The organism is Geodermatophilus obscurus (assembly GCF_900143215.1).
Classification (GTDB): domain Bacteria; phylum Actinomycetota; class Actinomycetes; order Mycobacteriales; family Geodermatophilaceae; genus Geodermatophilus; species Geodermatophilus obscurus_A.
On sequence record NZ_FRDM01000008.1, the window covers coordinates 61,716 to 79,250 of the forward strand.

General features: G+C 73.4%; 17 protein-coding genes. 8 read left to right on the top strand and 9 right to left on the bottom strand.

Going from position 1 to position 17,535, the window contains the following annotated elements; genetic code table 11:
• The 4 genes from carA to pyrR all read right to left on the bottom strand — a co-directional run bounded on the left by carA (position 1) and on the right by pyrR (position 4,079).
• On the bottom strand, positions 1–1,167 hold the full coding sequence (gene carA / locus BUB17_RS10100; RefSeq protein WP_072917450.1) for a glutamine-hydrolyzing carbamoyl-phosphate synthase small subunit: 1,167 nt from the start codon (positions 1,165–1,167) through the stop codon (positions 1–3).
• A gap of 97 nt (positions 1,168–1,264) precedes the next feature.
• The gene (locus tag BUB17_RS10105) at positions 1,265–2,566 is read right to left on the bottom strand and encodes a dihydroorotase (protein WP_072917453.1); all 1,302 of its coding nucleotides are present in this window, start codon (positions 2,564–2,566) and stop codon (positions 1,265–1,267) included.
• Positions 2,563–3,483, bottom strand: a complete 921-nt coding sequence (locus BUB17_RS10110; protein ID WP_072917455.1) for an aspartate carbamoyltransferase catalytic subunit — start codon at positions 3,481–3,483, stop codon at positions 2,563–2,565. The genes BUB17_RS10105 and BUB17_RS10110 overlap by 4 nt, the downstream gene beginning before the upstream one ends.
• Positions 3,480–4,079, bottom strand: a complete 600-nt coding sequence (gene pyrR / locus BUB17_RS10115; protein ID WP_072917458.1) for a bifunctional pyr operon transcriptional regulator/uracil phosphoribosyltransferase PyrR — start codon at positions 4,077–4,079, stop codon at positions 3,480–3,482. The genes BUB17_RS10110 and pyrR overlap by 4 nt, the downstream gene beginning before the upstream one ends.
• Before the next feature lie 219 nt (positions 4,080–4,298).
• On the opposite strand from pyrR, the gene bldD reads away from it, so the two are divergent.
• Positions 4,299–4,850 carry a transcriptional regulator BldD gene (gene bldD, locus BUB17_RS10120; RefSeq protein WP_072917460.1) on the top strand — a complete coding sequence of 184 codons (552 nt, stop codon included), beginning with the start codon at positions 4,299–4,301 and terminating at the stop codon, positions 4,848–4,850.
• A 102-nt stretch (positions 4,851–4,952) separates the two neighbouring features.
• On the opposite strand, the gene BUB17_RS28205 is transcribed toward bldD, so the two are convergent.
• Positions 4,953–7,589 (bottom strand): helix-turn-helix transcriptional regulator, encoded by a 2,637-nt coding sequence (locus BUB17_RS28205; RefSeq protein WP_072917463.1) that lies wholly within the window; start codon positions 7,587–7,589, stop codon positions 4,953–4,955.
• A gap of 704 nt (positions 7,590–8,293) precedes the next feature.
• Here BUB17_RS28205 and BUB17_RS10135 point away from each other — a divergent pair.
• From BUB17_RS10135 to BUB17_RS10165, 7 genes are all read left to right on the top strand, one after another.
• Complete coding sequence (locus BUB17_RS10135) at positions 8,294–8,530, top strand: hypothetical protein (RefSeq protein ID WP_072917470.1); 237 nt, start codon at positions 8,294–8,296, stop codon at positions 8,528–8,530.
• A 542-nt stretch (positions 8,531–9,072) separates the two neighbouring features.
• On the top strand, positions 9,073–9,315 hold the full coding sequence (locus BUB17_RS10140; RefSeq protein WP_072917472.1) for a hypothetical protein: 243 nt from the start codon (positions 9,073–9,075) through the stop codon (positions 9,313–9,315).
• Positions 9,316–9,459: 144 nt separating this feature from the next.
• The gene (locus BUB17_RS10145) at positions 9,460–11,745 is read left to right on the top strand and encodes a hypothetical protein (protein ID WP_072917475.1); all 2,286 of its coding nucleotides are present in this window, start codon (positions 9,460–9,462) and stop codon (positions 11,743–11,745) included.
• Positions 11,746–12,128: 383 nt separating this feature from the next.
• Positions 12,129–12,677: a hypothetical protein gene (locus tag BUB17_RS26795; protein WP_072917477.1), complete on the top strand. Its 549-nt coding sequence runs from the start codon at positions 12,129–12,131 to the stop codon at positions 12,675–12,677.
• A 540-nt stretch (positions 12,678–13,217) separates the two neighbouring features.
• The gene (locus tag BUB17_RS10155; RefSeq protein ID WP_072917480.1) at positions 13,218–13,454 is read left to right on the top strand and encodes a hypothetical protein; all 237 of its coding nucleotides are present in this window, start codon (positions 13,218–13,220) and stop codon (positions 13,452–13,454) included.
• Positions 13,455–13,645: 191 nt separating this feature from the next.
• Positions 13,646–14,494 (top strand): glutaminyl-peptide cyclotransferase, encoded by an 849-nt coding sequence (locus BUB17_RS10160; protein ID WP_072917482.1) that lies wholly within the window; start codon positions 13,646–13,648, stop codon positions 14,492–14,494.
• 86 nt (positions 14,495–14,580) lie between these two features.
• Positions 14,581–14,823: a hypothetical protein gene (locus tag BUB17_RS10165; RefSeq protein ID WP_141242975.1), complete on the top strand. Its 243-nt coding sequence runs from the start codon at positions 14,581–14,583 to the stop codon at positions 14,821–14,823.
• 18 nt (positions 14,824–14,841) lie between these two features.
• Here the strand turns inward: BUB17_RS10165 and BUB17_RS27410 are convergent, their stop codons facing one another.
• From BUB17_RS27410 to BUB17_RS10185, 4 genes are all read right to left on the bottom strand, one after another.
• Complete coding sequence (locus BUB17_RS27410) at positions 14,842–15,126, bottom strand: nucleoside/nucleotide kinase family protein (RefSeq protein WP_208983360.1); 285 nt, start codon at positions 15,124–15,126, stop codon at positions 14,842–14,844.
• Positions 15,127–15,426: 300 nt separating this feature from the next.
• The gene (gene nusB / locus BUB17_RS10175) at positions 15,427–15,834 is read right to left on the bottom strand and encodes a transcription antitermination factor NusB (RefSeq protein ID WP_072917488.1); all 408 of its coding nucleotides are present in this window, start codon (positions 15,832–15,834) and stop codon (positions 15,427–15,429) included.
• Between the two features lie 24 nt (positions 15,835–15,858).
• Positions 15,859–16,419 (bottom strand): elongation factor P, encoded by a 561-nt coding sequence (gene efp, locus BUB17_RS10180; RefSeq protein WP_072917490.1) that lies wholly within the window; start codon positions 16,417–16,419, stop codon positions 15,859–15,861.
• Positions 16,420–17,535 (bottom strand): M24 family metallopeptidase, encoded by a 1,116-nt coding sequence (locus BUB17_RS10185; RefSeq protein WP_072917493.1) that lies wholly within the window; start codon positions 17,533–17,535, stop codon positions 16,420–16,422.

A 17,535-nucleotide genomic window follows, 5' to 3' on the forward strand; every position in this document is an offset into this window, starting at 1 on the left:
TCAGGTCTTCTCCCCCGTGCTGTGCTCCACGACGGGAGGCGGGCTGACGGCGTCCCCGCCGTCGCGGGTGGTCTCCATGAGGTCCACGAACCGCTGGAACAGCGGCGCGGCGTCGTGCGGTCCGGCGGCGGACTCCGGGTGGAACTGCACGCTGAACGCCGGGACGTCGAGGCAGCGCAGCCCCTCGACGACGTCGTCGTTGAGGCCGACGTGGCTGACCTCGACCTGCCCGTAGGGGGTGTCGGTCGGCCGGTCCAGCGGCGCGTCGACGGCGAAGCCGTGGTTGTGGCTGGTGACCCGCACCGTGCCGCTGACCCGGTCGAGCACCGGCTGGTTCAGGCCGCGGTGGCCGAAGCGCAGCTTGTAGGTGCCCAGACCCAGCGCCCGGCCGAGGATCTGGTTGCCGAAGCAGATGCCGAACAGCGGCCGGCGGGCGTCGAGCACCCCGCGCACCGCCTCGACCGCGTAGTCGGCGGCCGCGGGGTCGCCGGGGCCGTTGGAGAGGAAGACGCCGTCGGGGCCGTGCTCCAGCAGGTCCTCCGCGGTCGCGCTCGCGGGCAGCACGTGGGTCTCCACCCCGAGCTCGGCCAGGTGCCGCGGGGTGGCGGTCTTGATGCCGAGGTCGAGCGCAGCGATGGTGAACCGCTTCTCCCCCACCGCCGGGACGACGTAGGGGTCGTTCGCGGTGACCGCGGGCGCGAGGTCCGCGCCGCTCATGCCCTCCGAGCCGCGCACCCGGGTCAGCAGCTCCTCGGCGGAGAGACCCTCGCTGCTGATGCCGGCGCGCATGGCGCCGCGCTCGCGCAGGTGGCGGGTCAGCGCGCGGGTGTCGATGCCGCTGAGGCCGACGACGCCCTGCGCGGCCAGCTCGTCGTCCAGGCTGCCGGTGGCGCGCCAGCTCGCCGGGCGGCGGGCGGGGTCGCGGACGACGAAGCCGGCCACCCACATGCGGCGGCTCTCGTCGTCCTCCTCGTTGACCCCGGTGTTGCCGATGTGCGGCGCGGTCATCACCACGATCTGACGGGCGTAGCTGGGATCGGTCAGCGTCTCCTGGTAGCCGGTCATCCCGGTGGCGAACACCGCCTCGCCCAGCGTCGTCCCGACCGCGCCGTAGGCCTCGCCGCGGAACGTGCGCCCGTCCTCCAGGACGAGGATCGCGCCGGTCACCGGAACACCGCCGTCCGGGGCGAGATCTGCACACTGGTCGCCTTCGGGGCCCTGGAGACGACGAGTGTGCAGATCTCGCCGCCGGAGAGCGGTTGCCTCACTTCTGTGCCTTCCCGTCCAGAACGGTCGGGACGCCCCGCAGGAACGTCGCGACCACCCGGCCGGGCAGCTCCCGGCCGGCATAGGGGCTGTTGCGGCTGCGGCTGGCCAGCGCCGCGGGGTCGACGACCGCGCGCGTGCCGGGGTCCACCAGCAGCAGGTTGGCGGGCTCACCCGGTGCGAGCGGGCGGCCGTGTGCGTGCAGACCGCCGCCGTCGAGCCGGCCGATGGCGGCCGGGCGGGCCGACATGCGGTCGGCGACGCCGCGCCAGTCGAGCAGGCCGGTCTCCACCATCGTCGCGACGACCACCGACAGGGCCTGCTCCAGGCCCAGCATGCCCGGGCGGGCGCTGGCCCACTCGGTCTCCTTGTCCTCCACCGCGTGCGGCGCGTGGTCGGTGGCGACGGCGTCGATCACGCCCTCGGCCAGCCCGAGCCGGACGGCCTGCACGTCGGTGTCCGTCCGGAGCGGCGGGTTCACCTTGAAGACCGGGTCGTAGCCCTCGGCGCACTCGTCGGTGAGCAGCAGGTGGTGCGGGGTCACCTCGGCGGTGACCTGCACCCCGCGGGACTTCGCCCAGCGGAGGATCTCCACCGAGCCCGCGGTGGAGACGTGGCAGACGTGCAGCCGGGCGCCGACGTGGTCGGCGAGCAGCACGTCGCGGGCGATGATCGCCTCCTCGGCCGCGGCCGGCCAGCCGGTGAGCCCGAGGCGGGCCGAGCGGTCGCCCTCGTGCATCTGGGCGCCCACGGTCAGCCGGGGCTCCTCGGCGTGCTGGGCGACGACGCCGTCCAGCGCCTTGACGTACTCCAGCGCGCGGCGCATCAGGGCCGGGTCGGCGACGCAGTGCCCGTCGTCGGAGAAGACCCGCACCCGGGCGGCGGAGTCGGCCATCGCGCCGAGCTCGGCCAGCCGCTCACCGGCGAGTCCGACGGTCACCGCACCGACCGGCACGACGTCCACCAGGCCGGCCTGCTGGCCGAGGCGCCACACCTGCTCGACGACGCCGGCGGTGTCGGCGACCGGGTCGGTGTTGGCCATGGCGTGCACCGCGGTGTAGCCGCCGAGCGCCGCGGCGCGGCTGCCGGTCTCGACGGTCTCGGCGTCCTCGCGGCCGGGCTCGCGCAGGTGGGTGTGCAGGTCGACCAGGCCGGGCAGCGCGACCAGCCCGGCGGCCCGGACCACCTCGGCGCCGGTCGCGGCGAGGTCCTCGCCGATCGCGACGATCCGGCCGTCCTCGACCAGGATGTCGGCGGCGTCCTCGCCGTAGGGGCGGGCGCCCGTGATGAGCAGCGTCATGAGGGCGCGCCTCCCAGCAGCAGGTACAGGACGGCCATGCGCACGGAGACCCCGTTGCCGACCTGCTCGACGATCGTGGAGCGGACGGAGTCGGCCACCTCGGCGGCGATCTCCATCCCGCGGTTCATCGGGCCCGGGTGCATGACGATCGCCTCGTCGCCCAGGGCCCCCATCCGGCGCGCGTCCAGGCCGTAGCGGCGGCTGTACTCGCGGGCGCTGGGGAAGTACGAGGCGTTCATCCGCTCGGCCTGGACCCGCAGCATCATCACCACGTCGGCCTTGGGCAGGACGACGTCCAGGTCGTAGGAGACCTCCGCCGGCCAGCTGCCCACCCCGACCGGCAGCAGGGTCGGCGGCGCGACGAGGGTGACCTCGGCGCCGAGGGTGTGCAGCAGCCGCACGTTGGAGCGGGCCACCCGGCTGTGCAGCACGTCGCCGACCACGGCCACGCGCACGCCCTCCAGCCGGCCCAGCCGGTGCCGGATCGTGTAGGCGTCCAGCAGCGCCTGGGTGGGGTGCTCGTGGGTGCCGTCGCCGGCGTTGACCACGCTGCCGCGCACCCAGTTGGCCAGCCGGTGCGGTGCGCCCGAGGCCGAGTGCCGGACGACGATCGCGTCGGAGCCCATCGCCTCGAGGGTCAGCGCGGTGTCCTTGAGGCTCTCGCCCTTGGAGACGCTGCTGCCCTTGGCGGAGAAGTTGAGGACGTCGGCCGACAGCCGCTTGGCGGCCAGCTCGAAGGAGATCCGGGTGCGGGTGGAGTCCTCGTAGAAGAGGTTGACCACCGTCCGGCCGCGCAGCGTGGGCAGCTTCTTGACCTCTCGGCCGGCCAGCGCCTGGTCGATCTGCGCGGCGGTGTCGAGCACCAGCGTCGCGTCGGCGCGGTCGAGGTCCGCCGCCTCCAGCAGGTGGCGCTTCACTGCTCCCCCTCCGTCACGACGACCTCGTCCACGCCGTCGACCTCGGCCAGCCGGACCCGCACCGACTGGTTGCGCGAGGTCGGCAGGTTCTTGCCCACGTAGTCGGCCCGGATGGGCAGCTCGCGGTGGCCGCGGTCGACCAGCACCGCCAGCTGCACCGCGCGCGGGCGGCCGAGGTCGCGCAGCGCGTCGAGCGCCGCGCGCACCGACCTCCCCGAGTAGAGGACGTCGTCGACCAGGACGACGAGCCGGCCGTCGATGCCGCCCTCGGGCAGCAGGGTCTCCTCCAGCGCACGGACGCCCCGCATGCGCAGGTCGTCGCGGTACAGGGTGATGTCGACGGCGCCGACGTCGACCGGGCTGCCGGCGAAGGCCTCCACGCGGGCGGCCAGCCGGCGGGCCAGCGGAGCGCCGCGGGTGGGGATGCCGACGAGGACCAGGTCGGCGAGGCCGCCGGCGGCGTCGTCGCCCGCCCCGGCGCACTTCTCGATGAGCTGGTGGGCCATCCGGTCGACCACGCGGGTCACGTCGGCGGCGGAGAGCACTGCGGACGGCGACGAGAGGTCGCTGCGGGCAGGCTCGGGCTGGCGGGCCATCAGGCCTCCTTCCCCGCCTCACGGGACGGGTCGTTAAAGGAGTGGTCGGACCGGCGTCGACGGTACTGCACGCTGCGAGGTGACCCGCGACGCGCCGGGAGAGGACACGATCGGGGGCCTGCCGACCCCGAGGAGCGTCCCGGTGTCGTCGGACCCGCTCGACCAGTACGCTCCGTGACGACAACCCCGCCCCGACGACGGACAGTGAGCAGGAAGCGAATGAGCACCGACTACTCACGGGCCCTCGGTGCCCGGCTCCGCGCCATCCGCAACCAGCAGGGGCTCTCGCTCCAGGGAGTCGAGGACAAGTCCCACGGCCGCTGGAAAGCAGTGGTCGTCGGGTCCTACGAACGCGGCGACCGTGCCGTGACGGTGCAGCGGCTCTCCGAGCTCGCGATCTTCTACGGCGTACCCGTCTCCGAGCTGCTGCCCGACCCGCGGCCCAGCTCGGCGGTCACGTCGACGACGAAGATCGTGCTGAACCTCGAGTCGCTGGGCTCGCTGCCCGCGGACGAGGCCGGACCGCTGGCCCGGTACGCCTCGACCATCCAGGCGCAGCGCCACGACTACAACGGCAAGGTCCTCTCCATCCGGGCCGAGGACCTCAAGTCGCTGGCGATCATCTACGACATGAGCCCCGACGAGCTGACCAGCCGGCTCATCGAGTGGGGCGTCCTCTCCCCCGGGATGGAGAGCGTCGTCGGCTTCGGCGGCGACGAGGACGAGGACGAGGTCAACCCGAACTGGGAGCGCCGCCGGGCCCCACGCTGAGGAGACGCCCCCGTCGGGTCCCGGCCGGGACCGGTGGGTGCGGCTCGAGCCGGTGGTCCGCGGTGGCGCGTGCGGGGGCGCGCTGCCACCGGGCCAGGACGGTCAGGACCGCGCCAGGGCGGCCGTCGGCAGCATCGCCCTCAGGTCCGCGCGGCTGCTGATCCCCAGTTTGGTGTAGGCGTGCGAGAGGTGGGTCTCCACCGTGCGCACCGACACCACGAGCCGGTCGGCGATCGCCTGGTTGCTCAGCCCCGCGCTGGCCAGTCGGGCGACCTCCTGCTCCCGGGCGGTCAGCGCCGGCAGCGGCAGGACCTCGAGCGCCGACCCCTGGGTCAGGCCGCACTCGCGGGCGAAGGTGGCCGCCCGCAGTCGGGCTGCGGCCGCCGCCCGGCGTTCCCCGCGCCGCTCGTAGGCGGAGGCGGCCTCGGTCGCCGCGTCCGCGGCCAGCAGCAGCGCTCCGCTCTGCTCGAAGCGGGAGCTCACCTTGTCCAGCCCCTCGGCGGACTCGGCGACAGCGGCCGCCGCGTGGGCGGCGAGGTCGGCCATGAACGGTGCGTCCAGCCGTTCGGCCTGTCGGTGCAGCCGGTCGACGATCCGCGGGCCTTGTCCCAACCGCAGACCGTCGTGCAGCAGGACCGCCTCGACGGCCTCCTGGCCCTGACGGGCGGCCAGCGCAGCCGCCTCGAGGACCAGGACACCGGCCTGGCCCCTCCGGCCCTCCGCGGCAGCGACCCATGCCTCTGCCATGCGCCGCAGCGGATCGAACACCGCGACCGCCCCGGCACCGGCCGGCTGCGAACCGTCCAACAGCCGACGGGCGCCGCAGACGTCTCCGACGAGGGCTCGCGCCGCCGCCAGGGAGGACCGGCACAGCGGGAGCAGTCCGACCGGATCCCGCTCCTCGAGAGCCGGTAGCGCCTCGGCCAACCAGCGGCTGGCCACGCGCGGCCGCCCGCTGGCCAGGGCCGCCCACCCGCGGTGGACACCGGCGATCGCATCCCCGATCCACTCCGGCGTCGTCGTCAGGTTCTGCCGGTGCAGTTCCGCCGCCCGCCGCTCGAGTCGGCAGAACCGTCCGCTCAGACCCAGCGCCAGGATCTCCGCCTGGTCGAGCGTCACCCGAGCGTGGATCCGTTCCGCCGGACCGGGGTCGGCGTCGAGCGCCAGCCGACCCGACTCGACCGTGGTCAACGCCTGATCCGTCCGGCCGGTCACCGCCAGGCCGGCTGCCACCGCGGCCGCCGCCAGCGCGTGGGCGGCGCCCGCAGGCGCGGACAGCACGGTGGTGCCCTCCTGCACCGCCCGGTGGGGATCCCCGCCGAGGAAGGCCAGCATCGCCTCGGCCGCGGTGAGGAGGGCGCGGGCGCCGTCGTCCTGCACGGTCGCACGGGTCTCGCGGAGCACCGCCCCCGCCTGGTCGAGCTGCCCGAGCCCGCAGCAGAGGGTCAGCGCCCGAGCCGCTGCCAACCGAGCCCGGTCGTCGTCGGAGCGCACCGCGGGTGCTGCGGCGGCGGCGAGCCGGTCGGCGAGCGCCGGCCGGCCCTGCCACCGGACTGCCTCGACCAGCGTCGCGTGGGCCGGGAACCCGCCACCCTCCTCGACGGCGGCCCGGGCCAGGCGCTCGGCCAGGGGGAGGTCCAGCTGTGCGACCGCGTGACGGGCCCCGGCGGTCAACAGGGCGCCGCTGTGCGCGGTGGCGCCGCTGTCGAGCAGCACGGCGGCGCGGTGCAGCAGGTGGTCGTCGCGTCCACCGGCGGCCTGGTCCCGGGCCAACCGGGAACGGATCCGTTGCCGCGCGGCCTCCGGTACGAGGCTCCGGACCACCTCGGTGTACAGCGGGTGGGCGACCTGGACCTCCCCGGACCCGCCCGCGTCGTCGATCATGCCGCGCCGCTCCAGAGCGGCGACAGCCTCCGGACTGCTGAGCTCCACGACCTGTTCGACGCTGCATGTCCCCGCCGTGCCGAGCACGTGCAGAGCCCGCCACTCGTCCGCATCCAGGTCCCCCACGTGGGCCAGGACGATCTCCGAGAGGCGTTGCGACGGGACCATCTCCCCGGCCCAGGACCAGAGGTCCTCGTACTGCCGCAGCCGGCCGGTACGCAGGCCGTCCTCCACGAGCTCGTGCAGGTACAGCGGGTTCCCCCGGCTCAGCCGCCAGAGACGCTCGACGGTCCGGGTGTGCACCTGACCGCCCACGCAGTGGCCGATCAGCAGGTCGGCGTCCTCACGCTGGAGCGGCTGCAGCTCGATGCGGGTGGCCAGCCCGTCCTTCCACAGGGTCGCCGCCGGGTCCTGGACGGCGTTGCCGGTGCGGACCGTCAGGACGAGGCGCACGGCCCCGCCGGCGGCGAGCTGGTGCAGGAGGGTGATCGACAGGGGGTCGAGGAGGTGGACGTCGTCGACCCCCAGGACGGGTAGCGGTCCGGCGCGGTCGCCGACGATGACCCGGGTCGCCTGCTGCAGGAGTGCCAGGGTGTCCGCCCCGGTGTCGAGGGCAGGGAGGAGGTGGGCGAAAGCGCCGAACGGCACCTGGGCAGCCGCCCTCGTCCCCGCGGCCCAACGGGTGGAACGGCCCTGGTCCTCGGCCAGGGACAGCGCCTCCCGGGCGAGCCGGGTGCGGCCGACACCTGCCGGACCCACGATCACCAGGTTGCCCGGAGAATCGGCGCCCCACGCGTCGAGGATGACCCGGCAGGCGGCATCCCGACCGAACAGCAGCGTGCGCTCCCCCGCCATCAGTCCGTCGGAGCAGGGGTCGACGACTGGCTCTCCTGTGGATGACCTCCGCTCGAGATCAGCCACTGCTGTGCCCAGACGTGCACAGGAACGATCATCACCGCAAGCTCCCCCGGGCCCATGTTCGAAACGGCCCTGTCGCGGAGAGTAGTGGTGATTTCGTCACCGAGCCGTCTCATCACGGGACGTCTCGCGTTCTCGTCGCATCGACGCGGCCCGGACGGTCGGGTCAGCACGGAGGGTGACGATGCGCTTACGACGCCGTGGCTTCACCGAGACCGTCCCGGACCAGCGCCCCGATGACAACTGGGCGTGCCGCCGACAGGGTCGCGCCGACGTTGTCCCGGACGACGTGACGAGCGGATCGCGGCCAGCCTCGGCGCCCCAGGTCCCACCACGCCGTCCCCGAGTCGCGTCCCGACGATCAGCACTGGTGTCACGGAGGCGCCGCCGCCGGGTGCTACGTGGTCGGGCGCCGTCGGTACGTGACCCACTGCGGTCAAATCCGTACGCACAGCCCTCATCTCGGTGGCGCTCGGCGTTGCCTGGACGCCGACCTCTCGTCAGGATCGATTTCGCCGACATCGACACGGTGATCGGCGGCCAGCCGGGCCGGAAATGGACACGGCCCGCCCGCGGGCTGCCTCTACGCGAGGTTTTCGGCCCTTCTGGCACCATTTCGTCGCGACATTCCAGGAGGAACCATGTTCGAGGACCAGACCGTCGACCTGCTGCCCGCACGGACCACCCTGCAGGCCGGAGCGGGCGGTAACGGCGGACGGGGCGGTCGCGGCGGCGACGCCCTCGCCGTCTCGGCCGCGGTCATCTTCGTCGGTGGCGACGTGGACGACAGCAGCTTCACGGCGACGTCCGCTGCGGCCACGGCGACCGGTGGTGCCGGTGCCGCCGGTGGCGACGGTGGTGACGGCGGCGACGACTGATCGCTGAACTGCGCTCTGGCGGCACCGCACCGATGACACCGCACCGATGACACCGTGGCGATGACACCGTGGCGATGACGGCCTGCCGCTGAGCCGATGACGAGGAGGGGCGCCCGGATACCGGTCGCCCCTCCTCCCGTCTCCTCCACAGGTCCTGGGCGGACGCCCCGACCGGTCGATCCCCTCGGGCCTCCCCACAAGGGCAGCTGCACCGCCGGCTAGCGCATCCCGGCGCCGCGAGACGTGACCGGACTACGTGGTCCGGACCCCGTTGTACGTGGTCGGGCGGGGGCGGCTCCGTGGAATTGCGCCGCAATCCCCGTGATGCACGGCGTTGCCTGTTCCTGTCCGGCTCGTCAGGATCGGTCGGGCCAACACCGGAATGGTGTCGATCTCGACGGGGTGATCCGCTCTCGGGCGGATGGGAACGAATCCGGCTTGTTGTGGCTCCCTCTCGGGCTGCATTCACGGCGGCCTCGGTTTCCGAACGCCATCACCTCGTGTCCTCGGCACCATCTCGTCCAGGACATCCAGGAGGAACCATGTTCGAAGACCAGACCATCGAGCTGCTGCCCGCTCGGACCACGCTGCAGGCCGGCTGGGGCGGTAACGGCGGTAACGGCGGCCGTGGCGGGGACGCGCTCGCCGCCTCGACCGCGGTCGTCATCATCTACGGAGACGTGATCGACAGCGAGATCACGGTGATCTCCGGTGCCGCGACGGCGACCGGTGGCGCCGGCGGCGACGGCGGCGACGGCGGCTGGGGTGGCGACGACAACGACTGATCGTTGAGCGTTGTCAGCGGCACCGCGTCGATGACGCCGGCCTGCCGCTGAACCGGTGAGGAGGAGGGGCGACCGGGCACCGGTCGCCCCTCCTTCCGTCCGACCCGAGGTCCTCGGACCCCGGGCAGAGTTGAGGTGAGCTGGATGACGACCCTGACCGACGACGGGCAGAGCCCGCCCACGGCCGTCGTGGGAGACCCCGGGCGCCGGCTCGCCGAGGGCACGGAGCTGCTCGGGGAGTACCAGGACTCCGGGTACCAGACGCCCAAGTTCCTCGTGCGACGGGCCGACGGCCAGGTCATGCAGCTGCCGCTGCTCCTGTACCGGGTGGCCAGCCTCCTGGACGGTCGTGACACCGAGCGCATGGCCACGGACCTGAGCGCCGAACTCGGCCAGGACCTCACCGCCGACCAGGTGTCGTACCTGGTCGAGGAGCGGCTCCGGCCGGCCGGCCTCCTCGCCCCCGACCACACCGACGCCGACGACCCCGGCACGGTGACGGCCCCGACCCGGTCCGATCCCCTGCTCGCCCTCCGTTTTAGGAAGCCCGTGGTCCCGGCCGGGGTCACGTGGCGCATCGCCGGCGTCTTCCGGCTGCTCTTCAGGCGTCCCGCATGGGTGGCGGCGCTGGCCACCTTCCTGGCTCTGGACGCGCTCGTCCTCCTGCAGGGCGACTTCGTGAGCCGCGTCGCGGCGGGCGCGACCACGTTGGTCCACCGGCCCGAGCTGACCCTCGTCCTCCTCACGCTCCTGGTCCTCTCGATGGCCTTCCACGAGATCGGCCACGTCACGGCGTGCCGCTACGGCGGGGCCCGTCCTGGCGACATGGGGGTCGGCCTGTACCTCGTCTGGCCGGCCCTCTACAGCACGGTGACCGACACCTACCGCCTGGGTCGGGTCGGACGGCTGCGCACGGACCTCGCGGGCGTCTACTTCAACGCCATCTTCATGGCCGTCCTGACCGGCCTGTACCTCCGCACGGACGCGACCTGGCTGCTCCCGGGGATCCTGCTCATGCACGTCCAGGCCGCCCAGCAGTTCCTGCCCAGCATCCGGTTCGACGGCTACTACATGCTCGCCGACCTGGCCGGGGTGCCCGAGCTGTTCAACTACGTGGGCCCGGTGCTGAAGAGCCTGGTCCCGGGCAGACCAGCACATCCTCGGGTCCAGGAGCTGCGGCCCCGCTCACGGCGGCTGATCGTGCTCTGGGTCACGGTGACCGTCCCCATGCTGCTGTTCTACCTGGTCACGTTCCTGCTCGTCGTGCCGAGAGTCCTGCCGGTGGTGTGGGACGTGCTGCTCGACTACCAGAGCCGGATGGAGGCGGCGATGCGGGCCGGCGACGTCACGACCGTCGCCCTGAGCGTGTTCCAGCTCCTCCTCATCCTCCTGCCCTGGGTGGGCGCCGCCCTGGTGGTCGCCATGCTCGCGGGGATCCTGCGTCGCCTCGGCGATGCGCGGGGATGGGCGTGGGCCGCCCCCGGTCGCTGGATCGCCGTCCGGCGGTACGCAGCCGTCGCAGGTGTCGCCGGGGTCGCCGGTGCGCTCGTCTGGCGAGTGGCGCAGGTGGCCGGGTCGGCTCCGACGTCGACCCCCGACACCGGGGCGGTCGGAGGGCAGGCCGACGTGCTGACCGGCAGCCCGGCGCTCGCGGTGCTGCCCTCCGTTGTGCTGGTCGCCTGCTTCCTGGCGTCGGCCGCGCTGCTCCGGTGGCGACTGTCGGCGGTCGTCGTGCCGCTGGCCGTAGTCGCGGCGATGGGGCCCGCCGTCTCCGTCCTGGCCACTCCGTCCCCTGCCGTGGTCGGTGCGGCGTGGACGGCACTGGGGGCGACGATCCTGGTGACGGCGAACCGGCTCGGTGCCAGCGGAGGTCGACGAGGACCACGGTCGGTGCCGTGGCAACGTGCCCTGATCGGAGCGGGGGTGGTGGCCATCGCCGCCGGGGTGGCGACGACGCCGCTGCTGGTGCTGCCGCTGGCAGTGGGTGCTGCGCTCCTGGCCATCCGGACGGGGTGGCGAAGCCACGGGCCGATGCGCGAATGGCTCCTGTCGATCGTCGGCGTGCTCGGGGTCACCGCGCTGGCCGCCCTGGCCACGCCCGCTCTGCTCCGGACGATCCCGGGCGCGCTGTCCCCCGCGGGGCACCAGGTCCTCCTGCTGATCGCGGGGCTGACCGTGATCGGCGCGTCGATGGTCCGCGAGCTCCGGTGGGCGGCCGCCGCCCTCGTCCTCGTCGTCATGATCGCCGTCGTTCCCGCGCTCGGCGGCGCCGCCGGCCTTCCCCTCGTGCTCTGCTCGACCGTCGTGCTCGGTGCGCTGCTCGTCCAGGCGCTGACGCGTCACCCGGTCGAGGACCGGCCGCACCCACTGCTCAGGGCACTGCTCGTCGTCCCGACCCTCGTCGTCGTGATCGTCGGGGCCCTCCTCTGATCGCGCCGATGCGATGAGCGTGTGCCGGCTGCGGGGTCTCGCGGACTGCCGGGGCCAGCGTGCGCCGTGTCTGGGGTCGGCCCCGTGGCCCGCGCGGTGCCGGATCGGGTGGCGGATCGGCGGTGGCTGACCCCGGACCGGCGGCTGGAGCGGCCGTGCCGAGCGCGCCTCCTCCACCTCGCCGTCAACAGCGGTCGCCACGGGCGTCCGAAGAGAGGGCGGCTGCGCACCGGTCGTGGAGGTGAAGCCAACGTACCCGGCCCGACTCGACTGCCTGGCTGTGGAGTCTCACGGACTGTTCCCGGTTTGCACCGGAATGGACTCCGAATTGCACGCGCGACGAGTGACGACCAGCGCGTCGGGGGGGACACTGTTGCTGAGCAGTGGACATTCCTGAGGACACCATCGAGATCTCTACACATTTCATGGAGGTAGCCATGCACTTTTCTGTGTCAAGTCTGACGCGGGCCACCAAGCTCTGTGCGGATGCCCTCGTCCCGGCGCTGGTGCTCGTGGCGTGCTCGACCTCCGCCGATGCGAGCAGTTCTGGGACAGCCGGTGCCGCGAGCGCGGCCGGGTCCGCCGGTGCGGCCGGGTCCGCCGGTGCGCCCGGGTCCGCCGGTGCGCCCGGCTCGCCCGGCTCGCCTGGTGCGGCCGGCTCCCCCGGTACCGATGCCGGTGCCAGCGCCATGAGCATCGCTTCCTGCTCGGGGAACTCGTGCTCGGTGACGCTCGCAGGCACCGGCTCACTCGTCCAGGTCCTCGGTGCGACGATCTCGGTCGAGGAGGTTCGCGACGGCCGGGCAGCCCTTCGCGTCGACGACCAGGACATCGCCTGCACGGAGGGACAGAGCGCATCGGCCGGCTCCCTGACGCTGACGTGCACGGAGGTCACGGGCGACACCGTCACCGTGACCGTCTCCCCCGGCTGATGCGCTGGCCCTCGGAAGGGGCACGTCGGTCGACGGCGCGAGGCGCCCGGCGCAGCGCCGATGGCGAGGCGCGGCCAGCGGCCGTCGACGCCCGGTGACGGCTGCACGCGGCCACGAGCGACACCAGGGTCCGGACGGCGTCCCGACGGACTGCCTCGCAGGCCGTGCGCGGTGGACCGGCCGCTTTCTCACTTTCCCCGGCTCCGGCTCGGGCAGGCACCTGCGCCCGGCTCCGGCCCGCTGGACGAGCCTCCGCTCATCCGCAGCTCGCTCCGTGTGGTCCCGGAGAGGCGTGGACCTGCGTGTCCGGGTCCGCGGCTACGTAGTCCGCTCCCATAGATCCGTGTGCACGCACCGTCATCTCGGTGGCGCTCACCGTTGCCTGGACGTCGACTCCTCGTCAGGATCGAATTCGCCGACATCGACACGGTGATCGGCGGCCAGCCGGGCCGGAAATGGACACGGCCCGCCCGCGGGCTGCCTCTACGCGAGGTTTCCGGCCCTTCTGGCACCATTTCGTCGAGCATTCCAGGAGGAACCATGTTCGAGGACCAGACCGTCGATCTGCTGCCCGCACGGACCACCCTGCAGGCCGGAGCGGGCGGTGCCGGCGGTCGAGGGGGTCGCGGCGGCGACGCCGTCGCCATCTCGGCCGCGGTCATCTTCGTCCAGGGCAACGTGGACGACAGCACGTTCACGGTGCAGTCCGGTACTGCCGGGGCGACCGGTGGCGACGGCGGTGCCGGTGGCGCCGGTGGCGCCGGCGGTAACGACTGATCGCTGGACGGCCTGGCGGCACCGCACCGATGACCCCATGTCGATGACGGCCTGCCGCTGACCCGGTGACGAGGAGGGGCGACCGGACACCGGTCGCCCCTCCTCCCACGACTCCCACCGGTCCGTGACCCCTCGGCGCTGCCGAACCTGAGTGACCTCCACACCACGCCTCAAGGGATCGAGATCGCTCCATGAACCGTCTGATCCACCGTCGAGCCCTCGGCGTCGTCCTCACCGTCGCGGTCCTGGGCGGCTGCTCGTCAGGGGACGGCGCGGAGGTCTCCACCGCGGGTCAGCCGGCGCAGCTCCAGGACGCCGTCACGGGCGACTCGGCGCAGTCGTTCCCGGTCCTGCGCCCCGAAGTCCTGGCCGAGGTGCCGCACGACCCGTCCGCCTTCACCCAGGGGCTGGAGCTGCACGAGGGCACCCTCTACGAGGGCACCGGCCTCGAGGGCGAGTCCCAGCTGCGCGTGCTCGACCTGGAGACCGGGGAGGTGCTGCGCGCCGAGTCACTGCCCGGAGAGCTGTTCGGGGAGGGCATCGCCGTGGCCGGGGACCGCATCTGGCAGCTCACCTGGCAGGACGGCGTGGTGCTCGAGTGGGACCGCGCCACCCTCACCCTGCGCCAGCAGCTGCCGCTCGACGGGGAGGGATGGGGGCTGTGCTCCGACGGCACCCGCCTGGTGCGCAGCGACGGGACGGACCGGCTGCGCTTCCACGACCCGGTCACCTTCGCCGAGACCGGCTCGGTCGCGGTGACGGTCGACGGCGAGCCGCTGACCCAGCTGAACGAGCTGGAGTGCGTCGACGGGCAGGTCTGGGCCAACGTGTGGCCGTCCGACGTCCTCGTCCGCATCGACCCGGCGAGCGGACGGGTCACCGCCGCCGTGGACGCGGCCGGGCTGCTCGACCCGGAGCAGCGCGCGAACGCCGACGCGGTGCTCAACGGCATCGCTGCCCTGGGCAACGACGAGTACCTGCTCTCCGGGAAGCTGTGGCCCGTCTCGTTCCGCGTCCGGTTCGTGGAGGGGAGTCGATGACCGATCGGGGTCACGGCCGGGCCGGGGTCTCGTCCCGCGCCGTCAGCGCGTCCGCGGCGGGCGCGTCCGGCTCCGGGTCCAGATCCGTGAGCCTCGTGTCCTGTTCCGGGGACGTCTGCTCGGTGACGCTCGGCGGCCGCGGCTCGCGAGCGCACGTCCTCGGGACGACGTTCGGCCTCGCGGCGGTCGACGGGAACCGGGTGACGCTCCGCGTCGACGACCGCGACGTCACCTGCGACCTGGGGCGGACCGTTGCGGTCGGCGCACTGCGCCTCACCTGCACGTCCGCGACGGACGACACGGTGGCGTTCACGGTCGCCCGAGGCTGACCAGAGCCGGTCGGGCCCTCAGCCGCGACCCCATCGCAACATCCGCGGCCTCGCCGGGTCCCGGTTGTCCACCAGGACGTCAGCGGCCCGCACCGGGTCGGCCTCGGCACGGTAGAGCGCCTGACCGGGCAGGTAGCGCGCCCGGTACCGGTGCTCCACCTCGGCCGCCGAGCCGTAACGAGCGAGGTCGCGGACGAGGGCGCGGGCCAGCGTCACCTCCTCCGGGACCCGCAGGTACACCGACAGCTGCCGGAAGGGGCGCAGCTCCGGCCGCAGCACGAAGACCCTGTCGACGACCAGCACCCGCCGGGGCTGCGCCCGAGGCGCCGTCCCGGAAGGGGACCGGACACTCCCCGACCAACCGGGGCAGGTCGGTGCCGTCCCGGTGGAAACCCTCGGGCGACAGCTCGCCGCGCCGGTAGCGCTCCTCCGGCGGGTGGGGGAAGTCGTCGACCGGGGCGCGGTGCACCTCGCCGGGGAGGGCGGCGGCCAGCGTGGTCTTGCCGGCGGCGTCGGAGCCGTCGATCCCGACGAGGACCCGCCGGCGGACCCGGCGCAGGTCGGTGACCGCGGCCGCGAGCCGCCCGACCAGATCCGCGACGTTCAGCTGGTGGGGACCTCGGCGTCGAGCACGCCGCCCAGGACGCCGTTGACGTAGGCCGGCGAGTCGTCGGTCGACAGCGACCGGGCCAGCTCGACGGCCTCGTCGATCACGACGGCGTCGGGCACGTCGTCGACCCACAGCAGCTCGAAGACCGCCATCCGCAGGATCGCGCGGTCGACGTCGGGCAGCCGGTCGATCGACCAGCCGCGCGCGTGCCGGTCGATCAGCTCGTCGACGCGGGCGGCGTGCTCGGCCACCCCCTCCACCAGCCGGACGGCGTGGTCGGGGATCGGCGGGTTGGCGAGGGCGACCCGCTCCCGGAGCAGCTCCACCGGGTCGCTGCCGCGGACGTCGGCCTCGTAGAGGACGTCGACGGCGCGCTTGCGCGCCTTGCTGCGGGCAGCCATGAGTTCCCGAACCCGCCCGAGCCGTCAGTTGGCGCGGCCGAGGTACCGGCCGTCGCGGGTGTCGACCTTGAGCTTGTCGCCGGTGTTGACGAACAGCGGCACCTGGATCTGCGCGCCGGTCTCCAGCGTGGCGGGCTTGGTGCCGCCGGTGGACCGGTCGCCCTGCAGGCCCGGGTCGGTGTGCTGCACCACCAGCTCCAGGGTCACGGGGAGCTCGACGTAGAGCGGGGTGCCCTCGTGGACGGCGACGACGACCTCGGTGTTCTCGAGGAGGTAGTCCGCGCCGCTGCCGAGGGTCTCGGCCGGGACGTGGATCTGGTCGTAGGTCTCGCCGTCCATGAAGACGAAGTCGGTGCCGTCCCTGTACAGGTACGTCATGCTCCGCTTGTCGACGGTGGCGGTGTCCACCTTGGTGCCGGCGTTGAAGGTCCGGTCGACGACCTTGCCCGAGAGCACGTTCTTCAGCGTGGTGCGGACGAACGCGCCGCCCTTGCCCGGCTTGACGTGCTGGAACTCGGTGACAGCCCAGAGCTGGCCGTCGAGGTTGAGGACCATGCCGTTCTTGAGGTCGTTGGTGGTAGCCATCTAGAGGACCAGCAGTTCCTTGCTCGTGAGGGTCAACAACTCGGGCTCGTCGTCCGTGACGATCAGCGTGTCCTCGATCCGGACACCGCCGTGGCCGGGCAGGTAGACCCCCGGCTCCACGGTGACGGCCATGCCGGCGGTCAGCCTACCCGCGCCCAGCTGCCCGATGCCCGGCGCCTCGTGGATCTCCAGCCCCACCCCGTGCCCAAGACCGTGGGTGAAGTGCTCCGCGTGGCCGGCCTGCGCGATGACGTCGCGGGCGGCGGCGTCGACGGCGACCACGTCGGCGCCGACGGCCAGCGCCGCCCGGCCCGCGGCCTGCGCGGCGGCGACCAGCTCGTACACCTCGCGCTGCCAGTCGGCTGCCGCGCCCAGGACCACGGTGCGGGTCATGTCGGAGTGGTAGCCGTCGACGGTCGCGCCGAAGTCCAGCTTGAGGAGGTCGCCGGCCCGCAGCTCGGTGCTGTCCGGCCGGTGGTGCGGGATGGCGGAGTTGGCGCCGGCGGCCACGATCGTCTCGAACGACGGCGCCTCGGCACCCAGCGTCAGCATCCGGGAGTCGAGCTCGCGGCCGACCTGCAGCTCGGTGCGCCCGGGCCGCAGCGCCCCCTCGGCGGCCAGCTCGGCCAGCGCCGCGTCGGCGACCGCGCAGGCCCGGCGCAGGGCGTCGATCTCGTCGTCGTCCTTGACCGCGCGCAGCGCCTCGACCGCCCGGCGCACGCTGGTCAGCTCCGGCACGGTGCCCCCGGCGGCTGCGTCGGCGAGCACCGCCTCCAGCGCACGCAGCCCGTCGACGGTGAGGTGGTGGCTCTCGTACCCGATCGTCCGGGCGGGTGGGCGACCTGATCGAGGCAGCACCGCCTCGCGCGCCAGGGCGGCGACGGTGCCGCGGTCGACGAGCAGCTCGACGTCCGGCACCTGGGTGCCGGCCTGGGTCGTGTAGCGGCCGTCGGTGCCGAAGACGTCGCCGCCGTCGGCGCGCAGCAGCAGCGCCCCGTTGGAGCCGGTGAACCCGGTCAGGTAACGCACGTTGAGCAGGTCGGTCACCAGGACGGCGTCCAGCTCGCGCTCCACCGCCGTCGTCCGCAGCCGCTCCCGTCGCTCCGCGTACCGCAC